The 22,369-nt window shown below is 53.7% G+C and carries 19 protein-coding genes and 4 pseudogenes; 14 read left to right on the forward strand and 9 right to left on the reverse strand.

The window, feature by feature from the left end:
* The 3 genes and pseudogenes from mreC to csrD form a co-directional block, all read right to left on the reverse strand.
* Positions 1-922, reverse strand: a pseudogene (gene mreC / locus GM30_RS05835) (rod shape-determining protein MreC); the annotation flags it as partial.
* Positions 923-988: 66 nt separating this feature from the next.
* A complete protein-coding gene (gene mreB, locus GM30_RS05840; RefSeq protein WP_006818047.1) occupies positions 989-2,032 on the reverse strand; it encodes a rod shape-determining protein MreB in 1,044 nt (347 codons plus the stop codon).
* A 308-nt stretch (positions 2,033-2,340) separates the two neighbouring features.
* A complete protein-coding gene (gene csrD / locus GM30_RS05845) occupies positions 2,341-4,281 on the reverse strand; it encodes an RNase E specificity factor CsrD (RefSeq protein WP_049847862.1) in 1,941 nt (646 codons plus the stop codon).
* A gap of 229 nt (positions 4,282-4,510) precedes the next feature.
* Between csrD and GM30_RS05850 the strand changes: the two are divergent.
* The 6 genes and pseudogenes from GM30_RS05850 to accC all read left to right on the forward strand — a co-directional run bounded on the left by GM30_RS05850 (position 4,511) and on the right by accC (position 9,574).
* Positions 4,511-5,433: pseudogene (locus tag GM30_RS05850) on the forward strand (MDR family oxidoreductase).
* Positions 5,434-5,515: 82 nt separating this feature from the next.
* Positions 5,516-6,438: pseudogene (gene msrP, locus GM30_RS05855) on the forward strand (protein-methionine-sulfoxide reductase catalytic subunit MsrP).
* On the forward strand, positions 6,438-7,037 hold the full coding sequence (gene msrQ, locus GM30_RS05860; protein ID WP_049847863.1) for a protein-methionine-sulfoxide reductase heme-binding subunit MsrQ: 600 nt from the start codon (positions 6,438-6,440) through the stop codon (positions 7,035-7,037). The pseudogene msrP and the gene msrQ overlap by 1 nt, the downstream one beginning before the upstream one ends.
* A 234-nt stretch (positions 7,038-7,271) precedes the next feature.
* On the forward strand, positions 7,272-7,724 hold the full coding sequence (gene aroQ, locus GM30_RS05865) for a type II 3-dehydroquinate dehydratase (RefSeq protein WP_049847864.1): 453 nt from the start codon (positions 7,272-7,274) through the stop codon (positions 7,722-7,724).
* A 22-nt stretch (positions 7,725-7,746) separates the two neighbouring features.
* On the forward strand, positions 7,747-8,214 hold the full coding sequence (gene accB, locus GM30_RS05870; protein ID WP_049847865.1) for an acetyl-CoA carboxylase biotin carboxyl carrier protein: 468 nt from the start codon (positions 7,747-7,749) through the stop codon (positions 8,212-8,214).
* Between the two features lie 10 nt (positions 8,215-8,224).
* Entirely contained in the window at positions 8,225-9,574 is a 1,350-nt protein-coding gene (gene accC, locus GM30_RS05875) for an acetyl-CoA carboxylase biotin carboxylase subunit (RefSeq protein ID WP_049847866.1), read from the forward strand.
* Between the two features lie 38 nt (positions 9,575-9,612).
* Here the strand turns inward: accC and GM30_RS05880 are convergent, their stop codons facing one another.
* The 5 genes and pseudogenes from GM30_RS05880 to GM30_RS05900 form a co-directional block, all read right to left on the reverse strand.
* Positions 9,613-10,572, reverse strand: a complete 960-nt coding sequence (locus GM30_RS05880; RefSeq protein ID WP_049847867.1) for a sugar kinase — start codon at positions 10,570-10,572, stop codon at positions 9,613-9,615.
* Positions 10,573-10,593: 21 nt separating this feature from the next.
* A pseudogene (locus GM30_RS05885) lies at positions 10,594-11,554 on the reverse strand (ABC transporter permease).
* The gene (locus GM30_RS05890; protein ID WP_049847868.1) at positions 11,555-13,054 is read right to left on the reverse strand and encodes a sugar ABC transporter ATP-binding protein; all 1,500 of its coding nucleotides are present in this window, start codon (positions 13,052-13,054) and stop codon (positions 11,555-11,557) included.
* Between the two features lie 141 nt (positions 13,055-13,195).
* Positions 13,196-14,089, reverse strand: a complete 894-nt coding sequence (locus GM30_RS05895) for a substrate-binding domain-containing protein (protein ID WP_049847869.1) — start codon at positions 14,087-14,089, stop codon at positions 13,196-13,198.
* Between the two features lie 37 nt (positions 14,090-14,126).
* On the reverse strand, positions 14,127-14,933 hold the full coding sequence (locus GM30_RS05900) for a tagatose-bisphosphate aldolase subunit GatY (protein ID WP_049847870.1): 807 nt from the start codon (positions 14,931-14,933) through the stop codon (positions 14,127-14,129).
* Positions 14,934-15,157: 224 nt separating this feature from the next.
* Here GM30_RS05900 and GM30_RS05905 point away from each other — a divergent pair, with 224 nt between their 5' ends.
* The 8 genes from GM30_RS05905 to GM30_RS23875 all read left to right on the forward strand — a co-directional run bounded on the left by GM30_RS05905 (position 15,158) and on the right by GM30_RS23875 (position 21,585).
* Positions 15,158-15,988 (forward strand): DeoR/GlpR family DNA-binding transcription regulator, encoded by an 831-nt coding sequence (locus tag GM30_RS05905; protein ID WP_049847871.1) that lies wholly within the window; start codon positions 15,158-15,160, stop codon positions 15,986-15,988.
* Between the two features lie 10 nt (positions 15,989-15,998).
* Positions 15,999-16,958: a sugar kinase gene (locus GM30_RS05910; RefSeq protein WP_072091906.1), complete on the forward strand. Its 960-nt coding sequence runs from the start codon at positions 15,999-16,001 to the stop codon at positions 16,956-16,958.
* 93 nt (positions 16,959-17,051) lie between these two features.
* The gene (locus GM30_RS05915) at positions 17,052-17,294 is read left to right on the forward strand and encodes a YhdT family protein (protein ID WP_049847872.1); all 243 of its coding nucleotides are present in this window, start codon (positions 17,052-17,054) and stop codon (positions 17,292-17,294) included.
* The gene (gene panF / locus GM30_RS05920) at positions 17,284-18,735 is read left to right on the forward strand and encodes a sodium/pantothenate symporter (protein WP_049847873.1); all 1,452 of its coding nucleotides are present in this window, start codon (positions 17,284-17,286) and stop codon (positions 18,733-18,735) included. The genes GM30_RS05915 and panF overlap by 11 nt, the downstream gene beginning before the upstream one ends.
* An 11-nt stretch (positions 18,736-18,746) precedes the next feature.
* Entirely contained in the window at positions 18,747-19,628 is an 882-nt protein-coding gene (prmA, locus tag GM30_RS05925) for a 50S ribosomal protein L11 methyltransferase (protein ID WP_049847874.1), read from the forward strand.
* Between the two features lie 359 nt (positions 19,629-19,987).
* Positions 19,988-20,953, forward strand: a complete 966-nt coding sequence (gene dusB / locus GM30_RS05930) for a tRNA dihydrouridine synthase DusB (protein WP_049847875.1) — start codon at positions 19,988-19,990, stop codon at positions 20,951-20,953.
* A 25-nt stretch (positions 20,954-20,978) separates the two neighbouring features.
* The gene (gene fis, locus GM30_RS05935; RefSeq protein WP_000462905.1) at positions 20,979-21,275 is read left to right on the forward strand and encodes a DNA-binding transcriptional regulator Fis; all 297 of its coding nucleotides are present in this window, start codon (positions 20,979-20,981) and stop codon (positions 21,273-21,275) included.
* A gap of 145 nt (positions 21,276-21,420) precedes the next feature.
* On the forward strand, positions 21,421-21,585 hold the full coding sequence (locus tag GM30_RS23875) for a DUF2556 family protein (RefSeq protein ID WP_072094047.1): 165 nt from the start codon (positions 21,421-21,423) through the stop codon (positions 21,583-21,585).
* Between the two features lie 3 nt (positions 21,586-21,588).
* Here the strand turns inward: GM30_RS23875 and envR are convergent, their stop codons facing one another.
* A complete protein-coding gene (gene envR, locus GM30_RS05940) occupies positions 21,589-22,239 on the reverse strand; it encodes an acrEF/envCD operon transcriptional regulator (RefSeq protein ID WP_049847876.1) in 651 nt (216 codons plus the stop codon).
* Between the last annotated feature and the right edge of the window lie 130 nt (positions 22,240-22,369).

The raw sequence follows: 22,369 nt of genomic DNA on the forward strand, positions 1-22,369 counted from the left end.
CCGGTCGCCGGTGCCGGAATCGGCGCAGGTGGGCCCATCGCGTCCGGCGGCGGCAATACCTGCGGCATCATCTGCATCAGACGTTCGTTCGCCACGCGATGTACGTCTTCCGGGGTCATCGGATTAGTCCCTTCGCGGTCAGCGCCCCACAGCAACAGCAGATAACGCAAACGCTGCAGCCCGGCGGTGGGCCGCGCCTGAATCACGGTGTAAGCGCGCTGCGTATCCAGCTTCACGGAGGAAACCACCGCCACCGGATAGCCTTCCGGGAAACGACCGCCGAGACCGGAAGTCACCAGCACGTCGCCGACGCGGATATCTGTATTGGCTGGGGGNNCGCCGCAATGACGCGAATATCGTTACGTAAGACCTGAATCGGCAACGCGTGGGTCGCATCGCAAATCAGCAATACGCGGCTGGTCAGTTTCGCCACGGCGACCACCTGACCGACGACGCCTTTGTCGCTGATCACCGGTTGCCCTTCATAGACGCCATTGACGCTACCTTTGTCAATCACCACCTGATCGCTGTAAGGATCGTTAACCGTGGAGATGACCTGCGTCACCATCTTTTGCTCATCCTGACGCAGCGGGGAACCAAGCAGTTCGCGCAGACGCGCGTTTTCCTGCTTGTACTGACCCAGCATCAGCAGGTCGCTATTTTTCAGCAACAGTTCCTGGCGTAGCGCCCGGTTTTCCAGTTCGAGTTGATCGCGTGAGGCCAATGTCTGCGAAACGCTGTCGAGCATTTCACGAGGACCGTTTGAAATAAAATAGAAAGGGCTGACGGCGGTATCCATGTACGTTCGGATCTGGCTGAACGTACCGAGGCGACTGTCGGCGATAATGACACCCAGCGCCACCAGCACCGCCAGGATAAGGCGAAACTGTAGCGACGGGCCACGGCTAAAAATTGGCTTCATAGGCTATGCGTCTTCTCGTGTCAGTGAAGTCAGGGGCAGCCGTTGCTCCCCCTGGCCTCAGTCCGACTACTCTTCGCTGAACAAGTCGCCGCCGTGCATGTCGATCATTTCCAGCGCTTTGCCGCCGCCACGCGCGACACAAGTCAGTGGATCTTCTGCAACTACGACAGGAATACCTGTCTCTTCCATTAACAGGCGGTCGAGGTTACGCAGCAGCGCACCACCACCGGTCAACACCATCCCACGCTCGGAGATGTCAGAAGCCAGTTCCGGCGGGCATTGTTCCAGTGCAACCATCACGGCGCTGACGATACCGGTCAACGGCTCCTGCAACGCTTCCAGGATTTCGTTGGAGTTCAGCGTGAAACCGCGCGGTACGCCTTCTGCCAGGTTACGACCACGGACTTCGATTTCGCGGACTTCGTCACCCGGATAGGCAGAACCAATTTCATGCTTGATGCGTTCTGCGGTCGCTTCGCCGATCAGGGAGCCGTAGTTGCGACGGACATAATTAATGATTGCTTCGTCGAAACGGTCGCCGCCGATGCGCACGGAAGAGGAGTAGACCACACCGTTCAGGGAGATCACCGCCACTTCAGTGGTACCACCGCCGATATCCACAACCATTGAACCTGTCGCTTCGGACACCGGCAGGCCTGCGCCGATCGCTGCCGCCATCGGTTCTTCAATCAGGAATACCTCACGCGCACCAGCGCCCTGAGCGGATTCACGGATCGCACGACGTTCAACCTGCGTTGCACCGACCGGTACACACACCAGAACGCGCGGGCTTGGGCGCATGAAGCTGTTGCTGTGCACTTGCTTAATGAAGTGCTGCAGCATTTTTTCGGTCACGAAGAAGTCGGCGATCACGCCGTCTTTCATCGGGCGAATTGCTGCGATATTGCCAGGCGTACGGCCCAGCATCTGCTTAGCTTCATGACCGACGGCAGCCACGCTTTTCGGTGAACCGGCACGATCCTGGCGAATGGCCACAACGGAAGGCTCATTCAGTACGATGCCTTGTCCTTTTACGTAAATGAGGGTATTCGCGGTACCCAGGTCAATGGACAGGTCATTGGAAAACATGCCACGAAATTTTTTCAACATACTAAGGGATAATCCTGAAAGCTGGGGCGGAAAACAAAATCCGCTTACTTTACCAACCACACGCAGCAGCGACAAGGCGCAAAAATCATCTGCTACGGTGAAAATTAGTGCAGTTCGTTCCTTAGTGACAAATTCTTTGCCTGACTCCTTCAGCGCTGTAACAACCAGCTGCGTTCCTCGCCTGCATTTGCAACCTGTCAAAGGTCGTTAACGTGCAATGTTCATCTGTAATACTCTGTCAGGTAGTCAAGCACACCCCCACAGAAACAGCGCGCGTTATTCTACGTGAAAACACGCTAAACGGCAGGTCAAACAGAGTATCTTTGAGAATATTTTTTCACACTGGTGTCAAGTGGCTGTGAGCCCGCAAAAAAATCGCCCTGACCCCCCGTGACGCCACACTCTGTCAGTACATGCCACTCGCCCCGGCTGCGTAGCCCGGTGGCAAAAACCCGGGTCGTGGTGCCTTTACAGGCTTCCACCAGACTTTGCACCAGAAGCTGATTTTCACTTCGCTTCTCAATGTTACGCACCAGTCCTGGATGAAGCTTAATAATTTCAACGTCCAGAAGCTTGATCCAGTCCGTACTGACCAGCGTTAAACCCGCTTGTATCACAGCGACGCGTACACCTAAAGCGCTAATTAAACGCATAACAGGCTGTAAACGGCTGATATGTTGACAAACATCCGCCTCAGCAAGTTCAAAAATAATGCGTTTTCGTTGCGATTTTTCGCATTGCATTAACGTATCCCGCAGCCAGCGCTGGAAACGCGGGCGGATCAACGACTCCACCGTCACCTGCAACGCCAGGTTTTCTTCCGGCCAGAACGACAGAAAAGGAATCAGGCGCGTGATCTGCAACCGGTCATACTCTTCCGACAACCCGAACTGTAATACCATCGGCATATATTCCGCCGAGATGACTTCTTCTTGCCCATCATAAATACGACACATCAGTTCACGATGATGAACCCGGCCATCGAGGGTCACCGCCGGTTTCTGGTAGAAACGCGGACCGCCACGGGTCAACATCTGTTCAATCATCGTTCGCCAGCGTACGTTACCGCGACCTTTTTCCGGTAGCGAATCGTCATACACCGCCCACCCGTTGCTTCCCTGAAGCACAGCGTTACGGGTGGCCGCTTCGGCATGTTCCATTACCTGGTTCGTCGACTGCCCGCTCCGCCAGGCGCAAATGCCGATGTGCATCATGTCGTCACGTTCGCGGATTTTCGTCGTCGGCAGCGCTTCCATCGCTTTTAACAGCTGACTGGCGATGCTGTCCGCCTCTTTCAGCGTCCGGTGCGGCAACAGCACCGCAAAATCACTACGATGATAGCGCGCCAGCAACGCACCCGAATAGCGCATTATAAAGGTAGAAAGTAGGTTAATTACCGTGAATAGATACTCTTCTGATGCCGTTCTCCCCCAATTATCCCGTAGCAGGTCGAAATCCGGCAGGCGAATCATCATCACAATCCCGTGTGCGCCAACCTTTTCCTGATCTTCCAGCAACATCGCCAGTTGGTTGTCGAAGAACAGACGGTTACTGAGCCCGGTGCGGGTATCCTGGGCGGCATAAGAGCGAATCAGCGTATCCATTCGGCTGCGCTGATCGCTGGCGAACTGGATCTCGGAGAGCAGCAGATCCAGCGCGCTGCTGGTGCGCGCGGGCCATTCATGTACCGAGCCTTTCGCCTGCTGGCCGCGCGCGCCGTTTAAAATGCGCGCCGAACGCGACTCCAGCAGCTCCTGCCCGGCCAGCTGTCGCCGCAGCCAGCGCACGGCGAAGAAAATCACCAGCACCATAAAGGCAATCGCCAGCGTCAACGGCACCGTTGTCGATAACGCGCCAAAATAGTTGACCATCGGATCCAGATAAACCATGCGAATCGTCATGCCTGGATTTTTCAGCGAATTGACTTCCAGCTCGCGGTACTGGTAGCTGCTGCCTGCCGGACGATAGCTGACCTGCCGGATATGGGTGTAAATGGGTTTCTCGCCGACGAGGAAATCAAGGCGAACGATGTCGACGGGCTCCAGCAGCTCATTTAACTGCGGGCCCAGTTTGTCGAACGGGGTGGTCACGAGGCGGTTGTCCAGCATGATCGCGACGGCCTGCACGCGGTGCTGAAGCTTAATCTGGATGCCGTTATAAAAGCTCAGCGAGCAACCCACCAGGGTCACGAAAATTGCCAGACCGACCAGCAGCGTGACAAAAGCAGAAAACTTCGTCGTTAATCGCATCCCTGTATTAACTCCGCAAATGAAAAATCGCCCGTCAGATTGGCGGACCCCCGGGTTAGCCCCTACTACTAAGTAAGCACTAACTTGCAAAAAAGAAGAGGCATACTACCAGACCTGGTAGATCTGGCAATTTATTGCGCTTTATTGCGCTATATCGGCATCAATATGCAATTAGCGAGTATAGTCTTCAGAAATTTTTTTCCAATCACCGTGCAACTGAGGAAAGGTTATGCAGGCGTTAATCTTAGAACAGCAGGACGGAAAAACCGTCGCGTCCGTTCAGCCCCTTGACGAAAGTCAGCTGCCGCAAGGCGATGTAAGCGTCGATATCCAGTGGTCCAGCCTCAACTATAAAGATGCGCTGGCGATCACCGGCAAAGGCAAAATCATTCGCAACTTCCCGATGGTGCCGGGGATTGATTTCGCGGGCGTGGTGCACAGCAGCGAAGATCCGCGTTTTCATGTCGGCCAGCAGGTGCTGCTCACCGGCTGGGGCGTGGGTGAAAATCACTGGGGCGGGCTGTCGCAACGCGCGCGGGTCAAAGGTGACTGGCTGGTCGCCATGCCGCAGGGTCTGGATGGACGCAAGGCGATGATTATCGGCACCGCGGGCTTTACCGCGATGCTGTGCGTGATGGCGCTGGAAGAGGCCGGGATCCGCCCACAGGATGGCGAAATTGTAGTCACCGGTGCCAGCGGCGGCGTGGGCAGCACGGCGGTGGCGTTGCTGCATAAGCTCGGCTATCAGGTGGCGGCGGTGTCCGGTCGTGAAAGTACTCATGATTACCTGCGCGACCTGGGCGCAAACCGCATTTTAGGGCGTGATGAATTTGCCGAATCCCGTCCGCTGGAAAAACAGCTGTGGGCCGGTGCCATTGATACCGTGGGTGATAACGTGCTGGCGAAAGTGCTGGCGCAAATGAATTACGGCGGGCGGGGTTTATTCTGCGTAACGTGCGTCTGCAAGGGGTTGACTCGGTGATGACGCCAGCGGCTCGCCGTGCCGAAGCATGGAAGCGTCTGACACAGGATTTGCCAGAGTCATTTTTCGTGCAAAGCGCAACGGAAATCACCCTCGCGCAGGCCCCCGAATTCGCTGATAAAATCATCAACAACCAGACGCAGGGCCGCACGCTGGTTAAATTAGCGTAATCATCAAATTTGGTGACATATTCGTATTCGCTTTAACGCTTTTCCTCCGTCATGATTAAGAAAATGCATGACGGAGGATCCTATGAAAACCAAAACGTTGACGGAAGCCGATGTCACCGCGNTCTTTATGATGCAGCGCCGCCAGATCCTGAAAATGCTCGGGATCAGCGCCACGGCGCTGACGTTAACGCCCACCGCACACGCCGATCTGCTCAGTTGGTTTAAGGGTAACGATCGTCCGCCAGCGCCTTCCGGCAAGCCACTGACCTTTGATAAACCCGCTGAATGGCAAAACACCCTGCCACTGACGCCGGAAGATAAAGTCACCGGCTATAACAATTTCTATGAGTTCGGTCTCGATAAANACCACTGAAGCTCGATCATGACGATTTAACCCGCCGTTTCCCACTGGAAGAACGCATCTACCGAATGCGCTGCGTAGAGGCCTGGTCAATGGTGGTGCCGTGGATTGGCTTCCCGCTGCATAAGCTGTTGGCGCTGGTTGAGCCCACCAGCAATGCGAAATACGTGGCGTTCAAAACGATTTACGCCCCTGATGATATGCCGGGTCAGAAAGATCGGTTTATTGGCGGCGGGCTGAAATATCCTTATGTGGAAGGGCTGCGTCTGGACGAGGCTATGCACCCGCTGACGCTGCTCACCGTAGGCGTTTACGGCAAAGCGCTGCCGCCGCAAAACGGCGCGCCGGTGCGCCTCACCGTGCCGTGGAAGTACGGCTTCAAAGGCATTAAGTCGATCGTCAGCATCACGCTGACCCGCGAGCAGCCGCCCACCACCTGGAATCTTGCGGCCGCGGATGAATACGGCTTCTATGCCAACGTCAATCCGCACGTGGATCACCCGCGCTGGTCGCAGGCCACAGAGCGTTTTATCGGATCCGGCGGCGTACTGGATGTCAATCGCCAGCCCACGCTGCTGTTTAACGGTTATGCCGATCAGGTCGCCTCGCTCTACCGCGGCCTTAATCTGAAGGAGAATTTTTAGTGCGATTAACGGCGAAGCAGGTGCTGTGGCTGAAAGTCCTCCTCCATCTGGCGGCCTTTTTACCCTTTTTGTGGCTGTTCTGGGCCGGATCGCAGGGCTATTTCAGCGCCGATCCGGCGAAAGATATTCAGCATTTCACCGGTCGGATGGCTCTGAAATTATTGCTGGCGACCTTGCTGGTGTCGCCGCTGGCGCGCTACGCTAAACAGCCTTTATTAATACGCACGCGGCGGATGCTGGGGTTATGGTGTTTTGCGTGGGCCACGCTGCATCTCACCTGCTATGCGCTGCTGGAGCTGGGCATCAACAACCTGTCGCTACTGGGGCAGGAAGTGGTGAGTCGCCCTTATTTAACGCTCGGGCTGGCAAGCTGGTTGATTTTGCTGGCGCTGGCGGTAACATCTGTGCAAATCATGCAGCGGAAACTGGGACCGCGATGGCAAAAACTGCACAACTTCGTCTATCTTGTCGCGATCCTCGCACCCATACATTATCTGTGGTCGGTGAAGATCCTCTCGCCCCAGCCCGTCATCTACGCCATACTGGCCATCGCGCTTTTAGCGTGGCGTTACAAGAAGTTCCGTCTGTGGTTCCGCTAAGTTTTCAGGCTGTGCAGTTACCCGCAAATTTCTTATCAACCGCCAATCTTTTCACGATAGCGGTTGATAATCTTCCCTGATAAGACCAGTATTTAGCTGCCAATTGCTACGAAATCGTTATAATGTGCGACTTTGGTTTTCCTGACAGGGATTTTACGCCCCTGAAAGGGTGACAAGAGCACATCGAAGGTATATTTTGTTTTTTACCGGAAAATGGCAGGAGATAGCCGCACGATGACTGACAAGTTTCACATTTTGCTTTTGAACGGGCCGAACCTTAATATGCTCGGCACCCGAGAGCCAGAGAAGTACGGCACCCTGAGTCTGACGGAGATTGTTAACCGTCTGGCAACGGAAGCGGCTTCCCTGAATGTGGCGTTTGATCACCTGCAGTCCAACGCGGAGCACGTACTCATCGACCGAATTCATCAGGCTAAAGACAACGTCGACTATATCCTGATTAATCCGGCCGCGTTTACGCACACCAGCGTGGCCCTTCGTGATGCGCTTCTGGCTGTCAGTATCCCGTTTATCGAGATTCACCTGAGCAATGTGCACGCACGTGAACCATTCCGCCACCACTCGTATCTGTCCGATATCGCCGCTGGCGTTATCTGCGGGCTGGGTGCGGACGGTTATTCATACGCTTTACAGACGGCGGTAAAACGCCTGTCACCATCACACTAAACAAAGAGTACGGAACCCACTCATGGATATTCGTAAGATTAAAAAACTGATCGAGCTGGTTGAAGAATCAGGCATCGCTGAACTGGAAATTTCTGAAGGCGAAGAATCTGTTCGCATTAGCCGCGCGCCGGCTGCGTCAGCCTTCCCGATGATGCAACAGGCCTATGCCGCGCCTGTGATGCAACAACCAATGGCACCGGCTGCCGTTGCCGCGCCAGCCGCCGCTGCAGAAGCGCCGGCGAAAGCAGAAATCAGTGGTCACATCGTACGTTCCCCGATGGTTGGTACTTTCTACCGTACGCCGAGCCCGGACGCGAAAGCGTTTGTGGAAATCGGCCAGAAAGTTAACGTGGGCGATACCCTGTGCATCGTAGAAGCGATGAAAATGATGAACCAGATCGAAGCCGACAAATCAGGTACCGTGAAAGCGATCCTGGTAGAAAGTGGGCAACCGGTAGAATTTGACGAGCCGCTGGTCGTCATCGAGTAACGAGGCGAACATGCTGGATAAAATTGTCATCGCCAACCGCGGCGAGATTGCACTGCGTATTCTTCGTGCCTGTAAAGAGCTGGGCATCAAGACCGTCGCAGTACACTCGACAGCGGATCGCGATTTAAAACATGTACTGCTGGCTGACGAAACCGTGTGTATCGGCCCGGCGCCATCAGTCAAAAGCTATCTGAATATCCCGGCGATCATCAGCGCGGCTGAAATCACCGGCGCGGTAGCGATTCACCCAGGCTACGGCTTCCTGTCTGAAAACGCCAACTTCGCTGAGCAGGTTGAACGTTCAGGCTTTATCTTCATCGGCCCGAAAGCTGACACCATCCGCCTGATGGGCGACAAAGTGTCGGCGATCACCGCCATGAAGAAAGCGGGCGTACCGACAGTACCTGGCTCTGATGGCCCGCTGACCGACGACATGGATGCTAACCGTGCCCATGCTAAACGCATCGGCTACCCGGTTATCATCAAAGCGTCCGGCGGCGGCGGCGGTCGCGGCATGCGCGTCGTGCGCAGCGATGCTGAACTGGCGCAATCCATCTCCATGACCAAAGCGGAAGCGAAAGCTGCATTCAGCAACGACATGGTGTACATGGAGAAGTACCTGGAAAACCCACGCCACATCGAAATTCAGGTGCTGGCTGACGGTCAGGGCAACGCTATCTATCTGGCAGAACGTGACTGCTCTATGCAGCGTCGTCACCAGAAAGTGGTTGAAGAAGCACCGGCGCCGGGCATTACGCCGGAACTGCGTCGCTACATCGGCGAGCGCTGCGCCAAAGCGTGCGTTGATATCGGCTATCGCGGGGCGGGTACTTTCGAGTTCCTGTTCGAAAACGGCGAGTTCTATTTCATCGAAATGAACACCCGTATTCAGGTAGAACACCCGGTCACTGAAATGATCACCGGTGTTGATCTGATCAAAGAACAGCTGCGCATCGCTGCTGGTCAACCGTTGTCCATCAAGCAGGACGAAGTTCAGGTTCGCGGTCATGCGGTGGAATGCCGTATTAACGCCGAAGATCCGAACACCTTCCTGCCGAGCCCGGGTAAAATCACGCGTTTCCACGCCCCGGGCGGCTTTGGTGTCCGTTGGGAGTCTCATATCTACGCGGGCTACACCGTGCCGCCGTACTATGACTCAATGATCGGTAAGCTCATCTGCTACGGTGAAAACCGTGACGTGGCGATTTCCCGCATGAGAAACGCCCTGCAGGAGCTGATCATCGACGGCATCAAAACCAACATTGATCTGCAGACCCGCATCATGAGCGACGAGAACTTCCAGCATGGTGGAACCAACATCCACTATCTGGAGAAGAAACTCGGCCTGCAAGAGAAGTAATTACGAAAAAGGGAAGCGCATGCGCTTCCCTTTTTTTATCAGGCTCTTTCCTGTATCGCCGCTTCATGGCGATGAATAAACGCTTTAATATCCGCCAGCATCGATGTGCCCTCCATCGGGCCACGGCGCGTCACCGCAATCGCACCGCAAGCATTGGCGTACTGCAACGCCTGACGGGTACTGTAACCCAGCTGGCGACAGGCCACGTAAGCCCCGCCGAAGCAGTCTCCCGCACCGGTCGGGTCAACTTCCTGCACCGAAAAGCCGTCAACGTGAAACTGCTCCGTCGCGGACCAGAAACTGGCCCCTTTGCTGCCGCGCTTCACGATCACCTCTTTCACGCCATCCTCAAGGAACCCGGCAATAGCCCTTTCTGACGTCGCATGCGAAGAGAGCAATAACACCTCGCCTTCACTCGGCATATAAATATCCGTCAGCTCGAGAACAAAATGTAGAGCATCGCGCATTTCCGGGATATCAAGCATCTCTTTGCGAATATTCGGGTCGAAGGAGATCACGCCGCCGTTCTGTTTTACCAGCGTCACCGCTTTCTTTACTGCATCGACCATATGAAACGAGAACAATGACGATCCCATAATATGAAAGTGAGTGCAGTCTTTCAGCAGCCTTTCATCCACATGGCGGGCGGATAATTTCCCGCAGGCGGCGTTTTTAATATTAAAGATAAAGTCGCGATCGCCGGATTCATGATAGGTGACAAAGGCGCTGCCGGTGGTTTCCAGCGGCAGTACGGAAATGCCGCGAATATCGACGCCGTCTTCCGCCAGACGGTTAACGTTAATATCGCCAAAGCCATCCTTACCGACGCAACTGATGATCCCGCAGGGCACGCCGAAGCGCGTCACCTGATCGATAAATATCGCGGGGGCGCCGCTGGGGTAAGGTCCATGCCAGACGCCAGGCCGGTCAAACGACTGACCCGTCTGACTTGCCATAATTTCGACCAGAATTTCTCCAATAGTGAATACTTTGCTCATACAATTAATTCCTTGAGATATTTAGCCGCGTTTTCTTTTATTTCTGACATCGACATAAACCGCCACCAGAATAACCATCCCTTTGACCACCATCTGATAGAAGTAGGGAACGTTCATCAGGTTCATACCGTTGTTAATCACGCCAATCGTTAATGCGCCAATCATGGTGCCAACAACCGTGCCATAACCGCCGTTGAGGCTGGGGCCGCCCCANACTCAATGCCGCGTTTGGCTGCCCGGAATAGAGGCGCGACGCGAGGATCATGCCGCTGATGCCTGCCAGCACGGCGGTGATCATAAAGACTTTAATTTTCAGGCGAATCACGTTAATACCGGAATATACCGCCGCTTCTTTATTACCGCCGGTAATGTAAATCTTGCGCCCAAAGGTGGTTTTGGTAAGAACGAAATGGTTGATCAGCAGCAGCGCTAATAAAATCCAGATCGGCACCGGAATATATAAAAATTCGCCGTTGCCTAACGCCAGAAACGCGTCATTGCGGATCATCACCGGCATACCGTCCGTCATGATGTAGGCGATGCCGCGGAATATCCCCATGGTGGCGACGGTAACAATAAACGACGGAATACCGGCCACCGCGGTCAGGCCGCCGTTGATCATGCCGAGGATCAGCGCCGCAATAATGGCCAGCGGGATCAGCAAAATAAACGGAATACCCCACGAGGCACCGAGCGCGGCAAAGGTGCCGATAAGCGCAATGGTTGAGCCGACCGACAAATCGATATCGCCAAGCAGCAATACGTAAGTCATGCCGTACGCGGTAATCGCGATAATAGAAACCTGTAAAATGATATTGGTGATGTTATTGGTGGTGAAAAAGCTGTCATTCATAACGCTGAAGAGAATAATCAGGACGATCATTCCACTCAGGATCCCGCCATATTGCCTGACGACTTTTTTCAATCCGTTGCCCGACGACTGATTCCGTTCTTTGGGCGCAGAGACAATTTTCTCAGTCATTTACTGTACTCCTGTTGCAGCGGTCATCACCTGCGTCTGTGTCAGGTTTTCACACGGGTAAATATCAGCGATGGTTTTATTTCGCATAACCACTAAGCGATCGCTTAACGCCATGACCTCCGGTAATTCGGACGAAACCAGAATAATGGCCGTGCCTGCCGCCGCCAGCTGACGAATAACGTTATAGATTTCAAACTTTGCGCCTACATCGACACCGCGGGTGGGTTCATCGAGCAGCAAAATACGCGGCGTCTTTTCCAGCCATTTCGACAGCACGATTTTCTGCTGGTTACCGCCGCTTAACGCGCTCACTGGCTGATGGATCGAACTGATTCGGGTATTCATCTGTTCGACGGCTTTGCGCGTACGCTGCTCTTCCTGGCGATGATTAATCAGCCCAAAACGCGACGCGTTATACTGAAACGCTACGTGATGGGTATTCATATTCACATCGTGCATCAGCACCAGCCCTTCCTCTTTACGGTTTTCCGTGACAAACGCAAAGCCGCGCTCGATGGCCTCTTTCGCGGAGCGGATCGCCACCCGCTCACCGTCGAGCAGGATCTCGCCCTGACCCGGAATGATGCCGAAGATAGCGCGCATCACGTCGGTGCGCCCCGCCCCCACCAGACCAAAAAAGCCCAGTACTTCACCGGGCCGCACGGCAAAATCGATCTGATGAAACAGCGGCGGATGCGAAAGGTTTCTGACCTCCAGCCGTGGCGTGACGCTGGCATCCGGTTTTTCCCCGATGCGCGGCGGCCAGATGTTTTTCATTTCTCGCCCCACCATCTGGGCGATAAGCTGCTGGATGTGCGTCTCATTGCGGTCATGCGTGGCGATATATTCGCCATCCCGGATCACTGAGATATCGTCAGAGATGCGCATGATCTCATCCATGCGGTGGGAGATATAAATCACCGCACTGCCGCGCTGGGTCAGCTTCGCAATAATGTTAAACAGAATGTCCGCTTCGTTATCACTGAGCGACGACGTCGGTTCATCCATGATCACAATGTCGGCGGGATAGCTCAGCGCCTTCGCAATCTCCACCAGTTGGCGCTGGGCGAGCGACATATTGCCGACCAGTTCGTTCGCATCCAGCGGAATGCCCAGCTCAGCGAGCAGCGCCTCGCAATCGGTGAGCATTTTCTTATCATCAATAATGCCAAAGCGCACCGGCTCATTATTGGCGTAGATATTTTCGGCCACCGTCACGTTATTACTCAGGCTGAGTTCCTGAAAAATAATGGCGATGCCCAGTTTGCGTGAATGCTGCGGATTATGAATATTAACGACATTGCCGTGCAGCGTAATGGTTCCCTGGGTTGGCGGATATACACCGGCGAGAATTTTCATTAGCGTGGATTTTCCCGCGCCATTTTCGCCTAATAATGTATGCACCCGGCCTTTTCGAACCGTAAGTGTAATATCTTTCAGGGCCTGTACAGGGCCAAAGCTTTTAGCAACATGAGAAATTTCAAGAATGATGTCAGTCATAACCACCTCTGTTTCTTAGCAAAGCATCATCGGCTCTACCTCTCACTATTGCGTTAAAGCAAAGGATGTGGTCTGGTATTTTTCGTTCTGTTTTCAGGTTGCGAAGCAATTAACAACGCTTCGCAACCTGAAGGCGTGACATTATTGTTTAGCGGTATAAACCCCCGGCTGGATCGGGATGATTTTATCAACCGGTTTGCCGTTCAGATGGTCGACGGCAGCGTCAATCGCTTTCGCGCCCATTTGATCCGGGTACTGACGAATTACTGCGGCAAAGGTTTTATCGGTATCCACGGCGTCGCGTGCTTCTTTCATGCCATCAAAACCGATGATTTTGATGTTGTCGTTATGGGCGGATTTCGCCGCAATAACCGCGGCCAGCGCGGCGTCATCGCCAAAGCCAAACAGGCCGCTCAGATTCGGGTTCGCCTGCATCATATTCTGCGCGGTGGTTAGTGCTTCGGCGCGGGTGATCCCCGGCTGTTCAGCGACGATTTTTACGTCCGGCGTCTCTGACAGCCCTTTCTTAAAGCCATCAATTCGCGCCACCACAGACTGCACGGCAGGATAGCTAATAATGGCGACGGTACCTTTACCGTTCAGCAGTTTGCCCATTAATTTACCGGCCTGCACGCCGCCCGCGTAGTTGTCTGTCGCCACGTGCGATACCACCGGCACGCCTTCCGCCGCAACGTCAACGGTAATCACCGGAATACCGGCTTTGTTGGCTTTAATAATCGCAGCCTGTACCCCTTTGGAATCGACCGGGGAGATAATAATGGCATCGACTTTTTTAGTAATAAAATCTTCGACATCGGAAAGCTGTTTATTTAAATCCTGGTTCGCGATTGAAATGCTCAGATTAACGTCATCTTTTTTCGCTTCATCTTTCATCGCATTAGCCAGGTCAATATAAAACGGATGCTGCTGCGTCAACAGGGAGGCGCCAATGTTATACTCTTTAGCGAAGGAACTTTGTGAGAACAGTGCCAGACCCACCAGCATTGCCAAACCGGGTAACTTAAATCTGCTCATAAACAATCCTCATTCTTTTTTGTAGGGTTAATAGCTATCAGAGTTTGTCTTCACTACCGCACACGCCAATGATGCGTGTGACCACTTGCTTCATTGCTGCTTTTGCGGGTTGCATATAATGCCGTGGATCGTTGGCGGTTGGGTTTTCGCGGAAATATGCCTTTAAGGCATCGGCAAAGGCGATTTTTAATTCCGTCGCCACGTTAACTTTGCAAATCCCCAAACGAATACACTGCTGAATATCCGCCTCCGTTAAGCCGGACGCGCCATGCAGCACCAGCGGCACCTCCACCCGATTGCGGATCTGCTCAAGGCGCGCAAAATCCAGACGTGGTTCGTGTGTATAAAGACCGTGCGCCGTGCCAATGGCCACGGCCAGCGAATCAATGTTCGTGCGCTGGACAAATTCGGCGGCGGCATCCGGCGAGGTGTAAGCGGAGTCTTTGTCATCAACGATCAAATCGTCTTCCTGCCCGCCCAGCCGTCCGAGCTCTGCTTCGATGCTGACGTCGTACGCATGGCAAAAGTCGGTGACCGCTTTCACGTGCGCAATATTTTCTTCAAAGGGGAAATGTGAACCATCAATCATCACCGAACGGATCCCGGCGCGGACCTTGTTGAAAATGTCCTCCGACTCCTCGTGATGGTCGAGGTGCAGCACCAGCGGAATTTGATGCTCCTGCGCCAGCGCGTTGGTCAGTGCGATCAGACTGCCGACGCCGCCATAGCGATACGTGCCCGGCGTGCCCGCCAGCATCACCGGCGAACGCAGGCTCGCCGCCGTTTCGNNGAACCCCTGGTGTTGGGCTTTCTTCAGCATATTTTTGCTTGAAATGATGTACATCTCCGCTCCCGTCTCTGCTTTTGTCTCTTACAAAACGAAGAAAACTACGCTTCACTTTCATTTTGAAAGAAACCTAGCACATAAAATAGACAAAAAAGCGTGACCAGGTTCAAGTCGTCACAAAATAACTTACGAAATTTAACTTACAGAACAGGTATTTTTGCTAAATGAAAGTTTCAAAGAAAAAGGCATAACGCTATAGTGTCAGGCATTGCAGGCTACTAATGAGTATTGTCGTGCCGAGGAAATCATCTAATCTGCTGAAACGCAGACTAAAAATCGCTGAAATCGTGAGCGTTCAGGGAGAAATCAAAGTTGACGAGCTCTCAGCGCAGCTGGGCGTCTCCGGCGTGACGATTCGCGGCGATTTAAGCTATCTGGAGCAACAGGGTTATCTCAAGCGCTCTTTCGGCGGTGCCATTGCCACACCCGCCCTGCAAACCGACTACGAACCCGCGCCACTGGTGGTGATGCCACCGCTGGCGCAGCAAATGGAGCTCGCCCGGCACAGCATGCGGTTGATACGCGACCGGGATACGCTGTTTCTTGGCCATGGCGCCCTGTGCCGCCGACTCATTCCTTTGCTTAATGGATTAAAGAAAATCCGCCTGATCACCAACGATCCGGAAAGCGCCCTGCTGGCGAATCAGTATATTGAGGGCGATATCATTCTGGCCGGTAGCGAAATGCTGCGACCTGACGGGATCCTGGCGGGAAAGTCGCTTGAACAGGCGCTGCAGCACCACACCATTACGCACAGCATTATGGAAGTGAACAGCATTGACGCTGATGGCACACTGGGGATCGATGTCCCGGAACTGGCGCTGGCCTGGCAGCTCTGTTTTGACAACGCACGCAGCAAAACGATCCTGATGGCGGCGACGTCCGGCGCGGCCACCGCCACTATCGGCCATCTCAATCAGACCGAAAATGTGATCGTCTGCCACAGTATTAACGAGCAATATCAGCAACAATTATACGATGCTGATTTTGTCACCCTGTATACCAACAATGAATGTTTCACCTGGTCGAATCGCGAAAGACTTCAGGAATGAGAGGGCGTCAGTGGGACTCACCATTTGTACAATAGGCGAATTACTGGTTGAATTTTTATCCCGCAATCCACATCAGAAATTCACCCATCCCGGCGAATTTGTTGGTCCATTCCCCAGTGGTGCGCCCGCGATTTTCGCTGCCCAGGTTGCCAGATTGGGTCATCGCGCGATGATTTTCGGCTGCGTCGGCAACGATGATTTTGGCCGTCTGAATATTGAGCGTCTGCGCCACGAAGGCGTGATTGTTGATGGTATTCGCGTGATGAATAATGCCGTCACCGGTACGGCGTTCGTCAGCTACCAGAGTCCGCAGGAGCGCGATTTCATCTTTAATATCCCTGACAGCGCCTGTGGCCTGTTTACGGAAAAAGATATCGACCCGCAACTGCTGCAACAGTGTAAACATATTCACATCATGGGATCGTCGCTGTTCTCGTTTCGCATGATCGACGCTACGCGCAAGGCGATGATGGCGATCAAAGCCGCGGGCGGCACCGTCTCTTTTGATCCGAATATCCGTAAAGAGATGCTGAACATTCCTGAAATGGAACAGGCCTTTGATTATCTGATTGAATACACTGACATCTTCCTGCCGAGCGAAAGCGAACTCCCTTTCTTTGCCCGCCACAAAAATCTGAGCGAAGAACAGATCGTCAGCGATCTGTTGCAGGCGGGCGTGAAACATGTGGTGGTTAAGCGCGCCCAGCGTGGCGCCAGCTATTATCACGTTGAGGATGGCGAGCTACAGACGCTGCACCTGCCTGGCTATACGGTGGAGACCGTCGACCCCACCGGCGCAGGCGACTGCTTCGGCGCGACCTTCGTGACGTTGTTCCTTTCCGGTCTTCCGGCGGCAAAAGCGCTTTACTACGCCAACGCCAGCGGCGCTATCGCGGTCACACAACAAGGGCCGATGGAAGGGATCGCGTCCCTTTCTGAGATTGACGATTTCCTGCGTCGCCAGCCCTGACGCGTTTTTTCCTGCCAGATTGTTTTCCCTCAACGGTCAGTTGCCGTAGAATTGCCCGTTTCTGGTTGCAACCCCATGAAGAGGATATCTTCCATGGACAAACGATTTGCTCAGGCACACAAGGAAGCACGCTGGGCGCTGTGGCTGACCCTGCTCTATCTTTCCGCTTGGTTAGTGACTGCTTACTTACCTGATTCTGCGCAGGGTTTCACTGGCCTGCCGCACTGGTTTGAAATGGCCTGTTTACTGATACCGTTGATGTTTATTCTGCTCTGCTGGGCAATGGTGCGCTTTATCTATCGTGATATTCCGCTGGAGGATGACCATGCAGGCTGAAGTCATAGTGCCGCTCATCGCCTACCTGCTGGTGGTCTTTGGCCTGTCACTCTATGCGATGCGCAAGCGCACCACCGGCACCTTCCTCAACGAGTACTTCCTCGGTAGTCGCTCAATGGGCGGGTTCGTGCTGGCGATGACGCTGACCGCGACCTACATCAGCGCCAGCTCGTTTATTGGCGGGCCTGGCGCGGCGTATAAATACGGTCTTGGCTGGGTGTTGCTGGCGATGATCCAGCTTCCCGCCGTGTGGCTGTCGCTGGGTGTGCTGGGGAAAAAATTCGCCATTCTGGCTCGCCGATACAATGCCGTGACACTGAACGACATGCTTTTCGCGCGTTATCGCAGCCGCCTGCTGGTCTGGCTGGCCAGCCTGAGCCTGCTGGTCGCTTTTATCGGCGCGATGACCGTGCAGTTCATTGGCGGTGCGCGCCTGCTGGAAACGGCGGCGGGCATCCCTTATGAAACCGGCCTGTTGATTTTCGGCATCAGCATTGCGTTGTATACGGCGTACGGCGGTTTTCGCGCCAGCGTGCTCAACGATGCGATGCAGGGGCTGGTGATGCTGATTGGCACCATCGTGTTGCTGGTCGGGGTCGTTCATGCGGCTGGCGGGCTGTCCACGGCGGTGGAAACGCTGCAGCATATCGACCCTAAACTGGTGACGCCGCAGGGAGCCGACGATATTCTTTCGCCGACCTTTATGACCTCGTTCTGGGTACTGGTCTGTTTCGGCGTGATTGGCCTGCCGCACACGGCGGTGCGGTGCATCTCCTATAAAGACAGCAAAGCCGTGCATCGGGGCATCATCCTTGGCACCATCGTTGTCGCCGTATTGATGTTGGGAATGCATCTGGCGGGCGCGCTGGGCCGTGCGGTGCTTCCGGACCTGACCATTCCCGATCAGGTGATCCCGACCCTGATGGTGAAAGTTCTGCCGCCGTTTGCCGCCGGGATTTTCCTGGCGGCGCCGATGGCGGCGATCATGTCGACCATCAACGCCCAGTTGCTGCAGAGTTCCGCTACGATCATTAAAGATCTCTATCTGAATCTGCGCCCGGAACAGATCCATAACGAAACGCGACTGAAGCGGATGTCTTCCGGGATCACGCTGATTCTGGGCGTTTTACTGTTGCTCGCCGCGTGGCGTCCGCCAGAAATGATCATCTGGCTCAACCTGCTGGCGTTCGGCGGGCTGGAAGCGGTCTTCCTGTGGCCGCTGGTGCTGGGCCTGTACTGGGAACGCGCGAATGCCGCTGGTGCGCTGAGCGCGATGATCGTCGGCGGCGTGCTGTACGCCGTGCTGGCAACGTTTAACATCCAGTACCTGGGCTTTCACCCGATTGTGCCTGCGTTGCTACTGAGTTTGCTGGCTTTCATCATTGGTAACCGTTTCGGCCAGCCGGTGGCGGAAGTCCCTGTTTTGACTACTGATAAATAAAGAGTTTTGCCATGCCATGGATCCAAATGAAACTGAACACGACCGGCGCGAATGCTGAAGCGCTGAGCGACGCGCTGATGGAAGCGGGCGCGGTGTCGATTACTTTTCAGGATACCCACGACACGCCGGTGTTCGAACCGTTGCCGGGCGAAACGCGCCTGTGGGGAGACACCGATGTGATCGGCCTGTTTGACGCCGAAAGCGATATGAAAGAGGTTGTGGCGATCCTCGAACATCATCCGCTGCTGGGCGCGGGTTTCGCACACAAAATTGAACAGCTGGAAGACAAAGACTGGGAGCGCGAATGGATGGATAACTTCCACCCGATGCGCTTCGGCGAGCGACTGTGGATTTGCCCGAGCTGGCGTGAAATTCCCGATGAGAACGCGGTCAACGTGATGCTCGATCCGGGTCTGGCCTTCGGCACCGGGACGCACCCGACGACTTCGCTGTGCCTGCAGTGGCTCGACGGCCTCGATCTGAACGGTAAGACGGTGATCGATTTCGGTTGTGGTTCCGGGATCCTCGCTATCGCTGCGCTGAAGCTGGGTGCCGCAAAAGCGATCGGCATTGATATCGATCCGCAGGCGATTCAGGCCAGCCGTGACAACGCGGAACGTAACGGCGTTTCTGAGCGTCTTGAGCTCTATTTACCGAAAGACCAGCCAGAAGCCATGAAAGCCGATGTGGTGGTCGCAAACATCCTCGCAGGCCCATTACGTGAACTGGCGCCGTTAATCAGCGTGCTGCCCGTTGAGGGCGGTTTATTGGGGCTTTCCGGCATCCTCGCCAGCCAGGCGGAGAGCGTGTGCGAAGCCTACACCGATCGCTTCACACTCGACCCGGTGGTCGAAAAAGAAGAGTGGTGTCGTATCACCGGGGTTAAAAAGTAAACAGTGAATGCGGTCTCCGGGCCGCGTTTTTGTTTGCAACCCACGCCAGATGAATAACAGAAATGAGAGCGCGATCGCATTATGATGCGCTTTTTTGTTCACTTAAACAGCGTTAAATCTTGTGAACACCGGGATTCAGGCAAGAAAAAATGAGAAGTTTTACGATTTTCTGAAAGTGGAAAATTTCGCCACATTTCATTAAATCGATGATAATTATAATTATTTATTTTTGCTGTATTCGCTTGACGGCGATTCATTGATCTATGACAGTGGATTGCTCAAAGTTTGGCCTTTCATCTCGTGCAAAAAATGCGTAATATACGCCGCCTTGCAGTCACAGTATGGTCATTTCTTAACTCATGCGCATCGGACACTACCAGCTCAGAAATCGACTGATCGCAGCCCCAATGGCAGGTATTACAGACCGGCCGTTCAGGACGCTGTGCTACGAGATGGGAGCAGGTTTAACCGTTTCCGAGATGATGTCGTCTAACCCGCAAGTGTGGGAAAGCGACAAGTCCCGTCTTCGGATGGTGCACATTGATGAACCAGGCATCCGCACCGTGCAAATCGCCGGTAGCGTACCTGAAGAGATGGCTGCGGCCGCGCGGATTAACGTCGAAAGCGGTGCCCAGATTATTGATATCAATATGGGCTGTCCGGCCAAAAAAGTGAATCGCAAGCTCGCAGGTTCAGCCCTCTTGCAGTACCCGGATCAGGTCAAATCGATCCTGACCGCGGTCGTTAATGCAGTGGACGTTCCTGTCACACTCAAGATTCGCACGGGCTGGGCACCAGAACACCGTAACTGTGAAGAGATTGCCCAACTGGCTGAAGACTGTGGCATTCAGGCTCTGACTATTCACGGACGCACCCGCGCCTGCTTGTTTAACGGAGACGCTGAATACGACAGCATTCGGGCAGTTAAGCAGAAGGTTTCCATTCCGGTAATCGCGAATGGTGACATTACTGACCCGCTTAAAGCCAGAGCTGTGCTCGACTATACGGGGGCGGATGCCCTGATGATAGGACGTGCAGCTCAGGGAAGACCCTGGATCTTTCGGGAAATCCAGCACTATCTGGACACTGGGGAGCTGCTGCCCCCGCTGCCTCTGGCAGAGGTGAAGCGCTTACTTTGCGCACACGTTCGGGAACTGCATGACTTTTATGGCCACGCAAAAGGGTACCGAATCGCGCGTAAACACGTCTCCTGGTATCTCCAGGAGCACGCTCCAGATGACCAGTTTCGGCGCACATTCAACGCCATTGAGGATGCCAGCGAACAGCTGGAGGCGTTGGAGGCATACTTCGAAAATTTTGCGTAAACAGAAATAAAGAGCTGACAGAACTATGTTCGAACAACGCGTAAATTCTGACGTACTGACCGTTTCTACCGTTAACTCTCAGGATCAGGTAACCCAAAAACCCCTGCGTGATTCGGTTAAGCAGGCACTGAAGAACTATTTTGCTCAACTGAACGGTCAGGATGTTAATGACCTCTATGAGCTGGTACTGGCTGAAGTAGAACAGCCCCTGTTGGACATGGTGATGCAATACACCCGTGGTAACCAGACCCGCGCTGCCCTGATGATGGGTATCAACCGCGGCACGCTGCGTAAAAAACTGAAAAAGTACGGCATGAACTGATTTTTGTTCCTGACGTTTAAAAAGGCGCTCTTCGGCATGGGGAAGCGCCTTTTTTATTGCCTGAATTTCCGTTTTGGCTCACTTTTTAGCCCCTGCAATTCGGATATATTTCAGCCAATCAACCTGCGGATTCAGGGGACAGGGCATGTTGCGTAAATATGGCTGGCTGATCATTTTTGTTCTTCTTATGTTTCTTCTTGATGTGCTGATCGTCCAGCTACTGGAGTTCGTCACCCTCGAGTCAGCACGGTGCCGCGATATGGACTCCGTGAACCCGTTGAAGCTGGTGGAGTGCCCCCCGTTCGAGTAATACTTAGCGTAGACAGAACTTTTTTTCGGGTTGTAATACGTTCACAGGCTGGACATGGAGCGTACGCATAATGTTGTCCACCAGCACCGGCGCCTGCTGATATAAATTGAACTGTCCGGGCTCCATCAACCAGTTTTTAATAATGCCGCTAAAAAAACCACGCAACATAATGACGATGACGTCAATATTCGTGTCGGATGATAAATAACCATAGTGAATACATTTTAATAAACTTTCGCGTAATGCGTTACGGTTGCAGCAAATCTTGTTACGAATAGTATCTTCCGCCATCATTTCCGCCGTGAATTCACACTTATGATAAAGAATTTGCAATAATGCGCGTTGTTTTGGCGTTTCGGCAACGTACTGTAGCGAGGTAATAAATTTCTCTCGCAAATCCATTAATGGGTTTTCATTTTCCGTTCGTATATATTTTACAATATCCCTTAACGGCACCTGCTGCTCCCACATGTCATTAAATAATTCCGTCTTGCTGTTGAAGTGCCAGTACACGGCACCCCGTGTGACGCCTGCGGCATCAGCGATGTCCAAGAGCGTGGTGTTTGTCACGCCATGTTGCGCGAACTGCTCAATGGCGGCGTCAATCAAGAGTTGCCGGGTCTTTAATGCGTCCGCTTTCGTTTTTCTTGCCATAAAATGCGTCCCTGCCACGGCGAGGTGGCGAATAATAATAAAATGGCAGCCATTATTGACGAAAAAACGCAGGACGCCTAGGTTGGTGCCCTATATTATTTAATAACCAATATCAATAAATAAACTCTAT

Origin of the sequence: Trabulsiella odontotermitis (genome assembly GCF_001188485.1) — a bacterium.
In the GTDB taxonomy this organism is placed as follows: domain Bacteria; phylum Pseudomonadota; class Gammaproteobacteria; order Enterobacterales; family Enterobacteriaceae; genus Trabulsiella; species Trabulsiella odontotermitis_A.

Coding starts and splice junctions, on each gene's coding strand:
- GM30_RS05905 (WP_049847871.1), top strand. CDS start 15,158: ATGAGTATTGTCGTGCCGAGGAAATCATCTAATCTGCTGAAACGCAGA.
- panF (WP_049847873.1), top strand. CDS start 17,284: ATGCAGGCTGAAGTCATAGTGCCGCTCATCGCCTACCTGCTGGTGGTC.
- accB (WP_049847865.1), top strand. CDS start 7,747: ATGGATATTCGTAAGATTAAAAAACTGATCGAGCTGGTTGAAGAATCA.
- GM30_RS05890 (WP_049847868.1), bottom strand. CDS start 13,054: ATGACTGACATCATTCTTGAAATTTCTCATGTTGCTAAAAGCTTTGGC.
- GM30_RS23875 (WP_072094047.1), top strand. CDS start 21,421: ATGTTGCGTAAATATGGCTGGCTGATCATTTTTGTTCTTCTTATGTTT.
- accC (WP_049847866.1), top strand. CDS start 8,225: ATGCTGGATAAAATTGTCATCGCCAACCGCGGCGAGATTGCACTGCGT.
- envR (WP_049847876.1), bottom strand. CDS start 22,239: ATGGCAAGAAAAACGAAAGCGGACGCATTAAAGACCCGGCAACTCTTG.
- fis (WP_000462905.1), top strand. CDS start 20,979: ATGTTCGAACAACGCGTAAATTCTGACGTACTGACCGTTTCTACCGTT.
- prmA (WP_049847874.1), top strand. CDS start 18,747: ATGCCATGGATCCAAATGAAACTGAACACGACCGGCGCGAATGCTGAA.
- csrD (WP_049847862.1), bottom strand. CDS start 4,281: ATGCGATTAACGACGAAGTTTTCTGCTTTTGTCACGCTGCTGGTCGGT.
- GM30_RS05895 (WP_049847869.1), bottom strand. CDS start 14,089: ATGAGCAGATTTAAGTTACCCGGTTTGGCAATGCTGGTGGGTCTGGCA.
- mreB (WP_006818047.1), bottom strand. CDS start 2,032: ATGTTGAAAAAATTTCGTGGCATGTTTTCCAATGACCTGTCCATTGAC.
- aroQ (WP_049847864.1), top strand. CDS start 7,272: ATGACTGACAAGTTTCACATTTTGCTTTTGAACGGGCCGAACCTTAAT.
- GM30_RS05915 (WP_049847872.1), top strand. CDS start 17,052: ATGGACAAACGATTTGCTCAGGCACACAAGGAAGCACGCTGGGCGCTG.
- dusB (WP_049847875.1), top strand. CDS start 19,988: ATGCGCATCGGACACTACCAGCTCAGAAATCGACTGATCGCAGCCCCA.
- GM30_RS05880 (WP_049847867.1), bottom strand. CDS start 10,572: ATGAGCAAAGTATTCACTATTGGAGAAATTCTGGTCGAAATTATGGCA.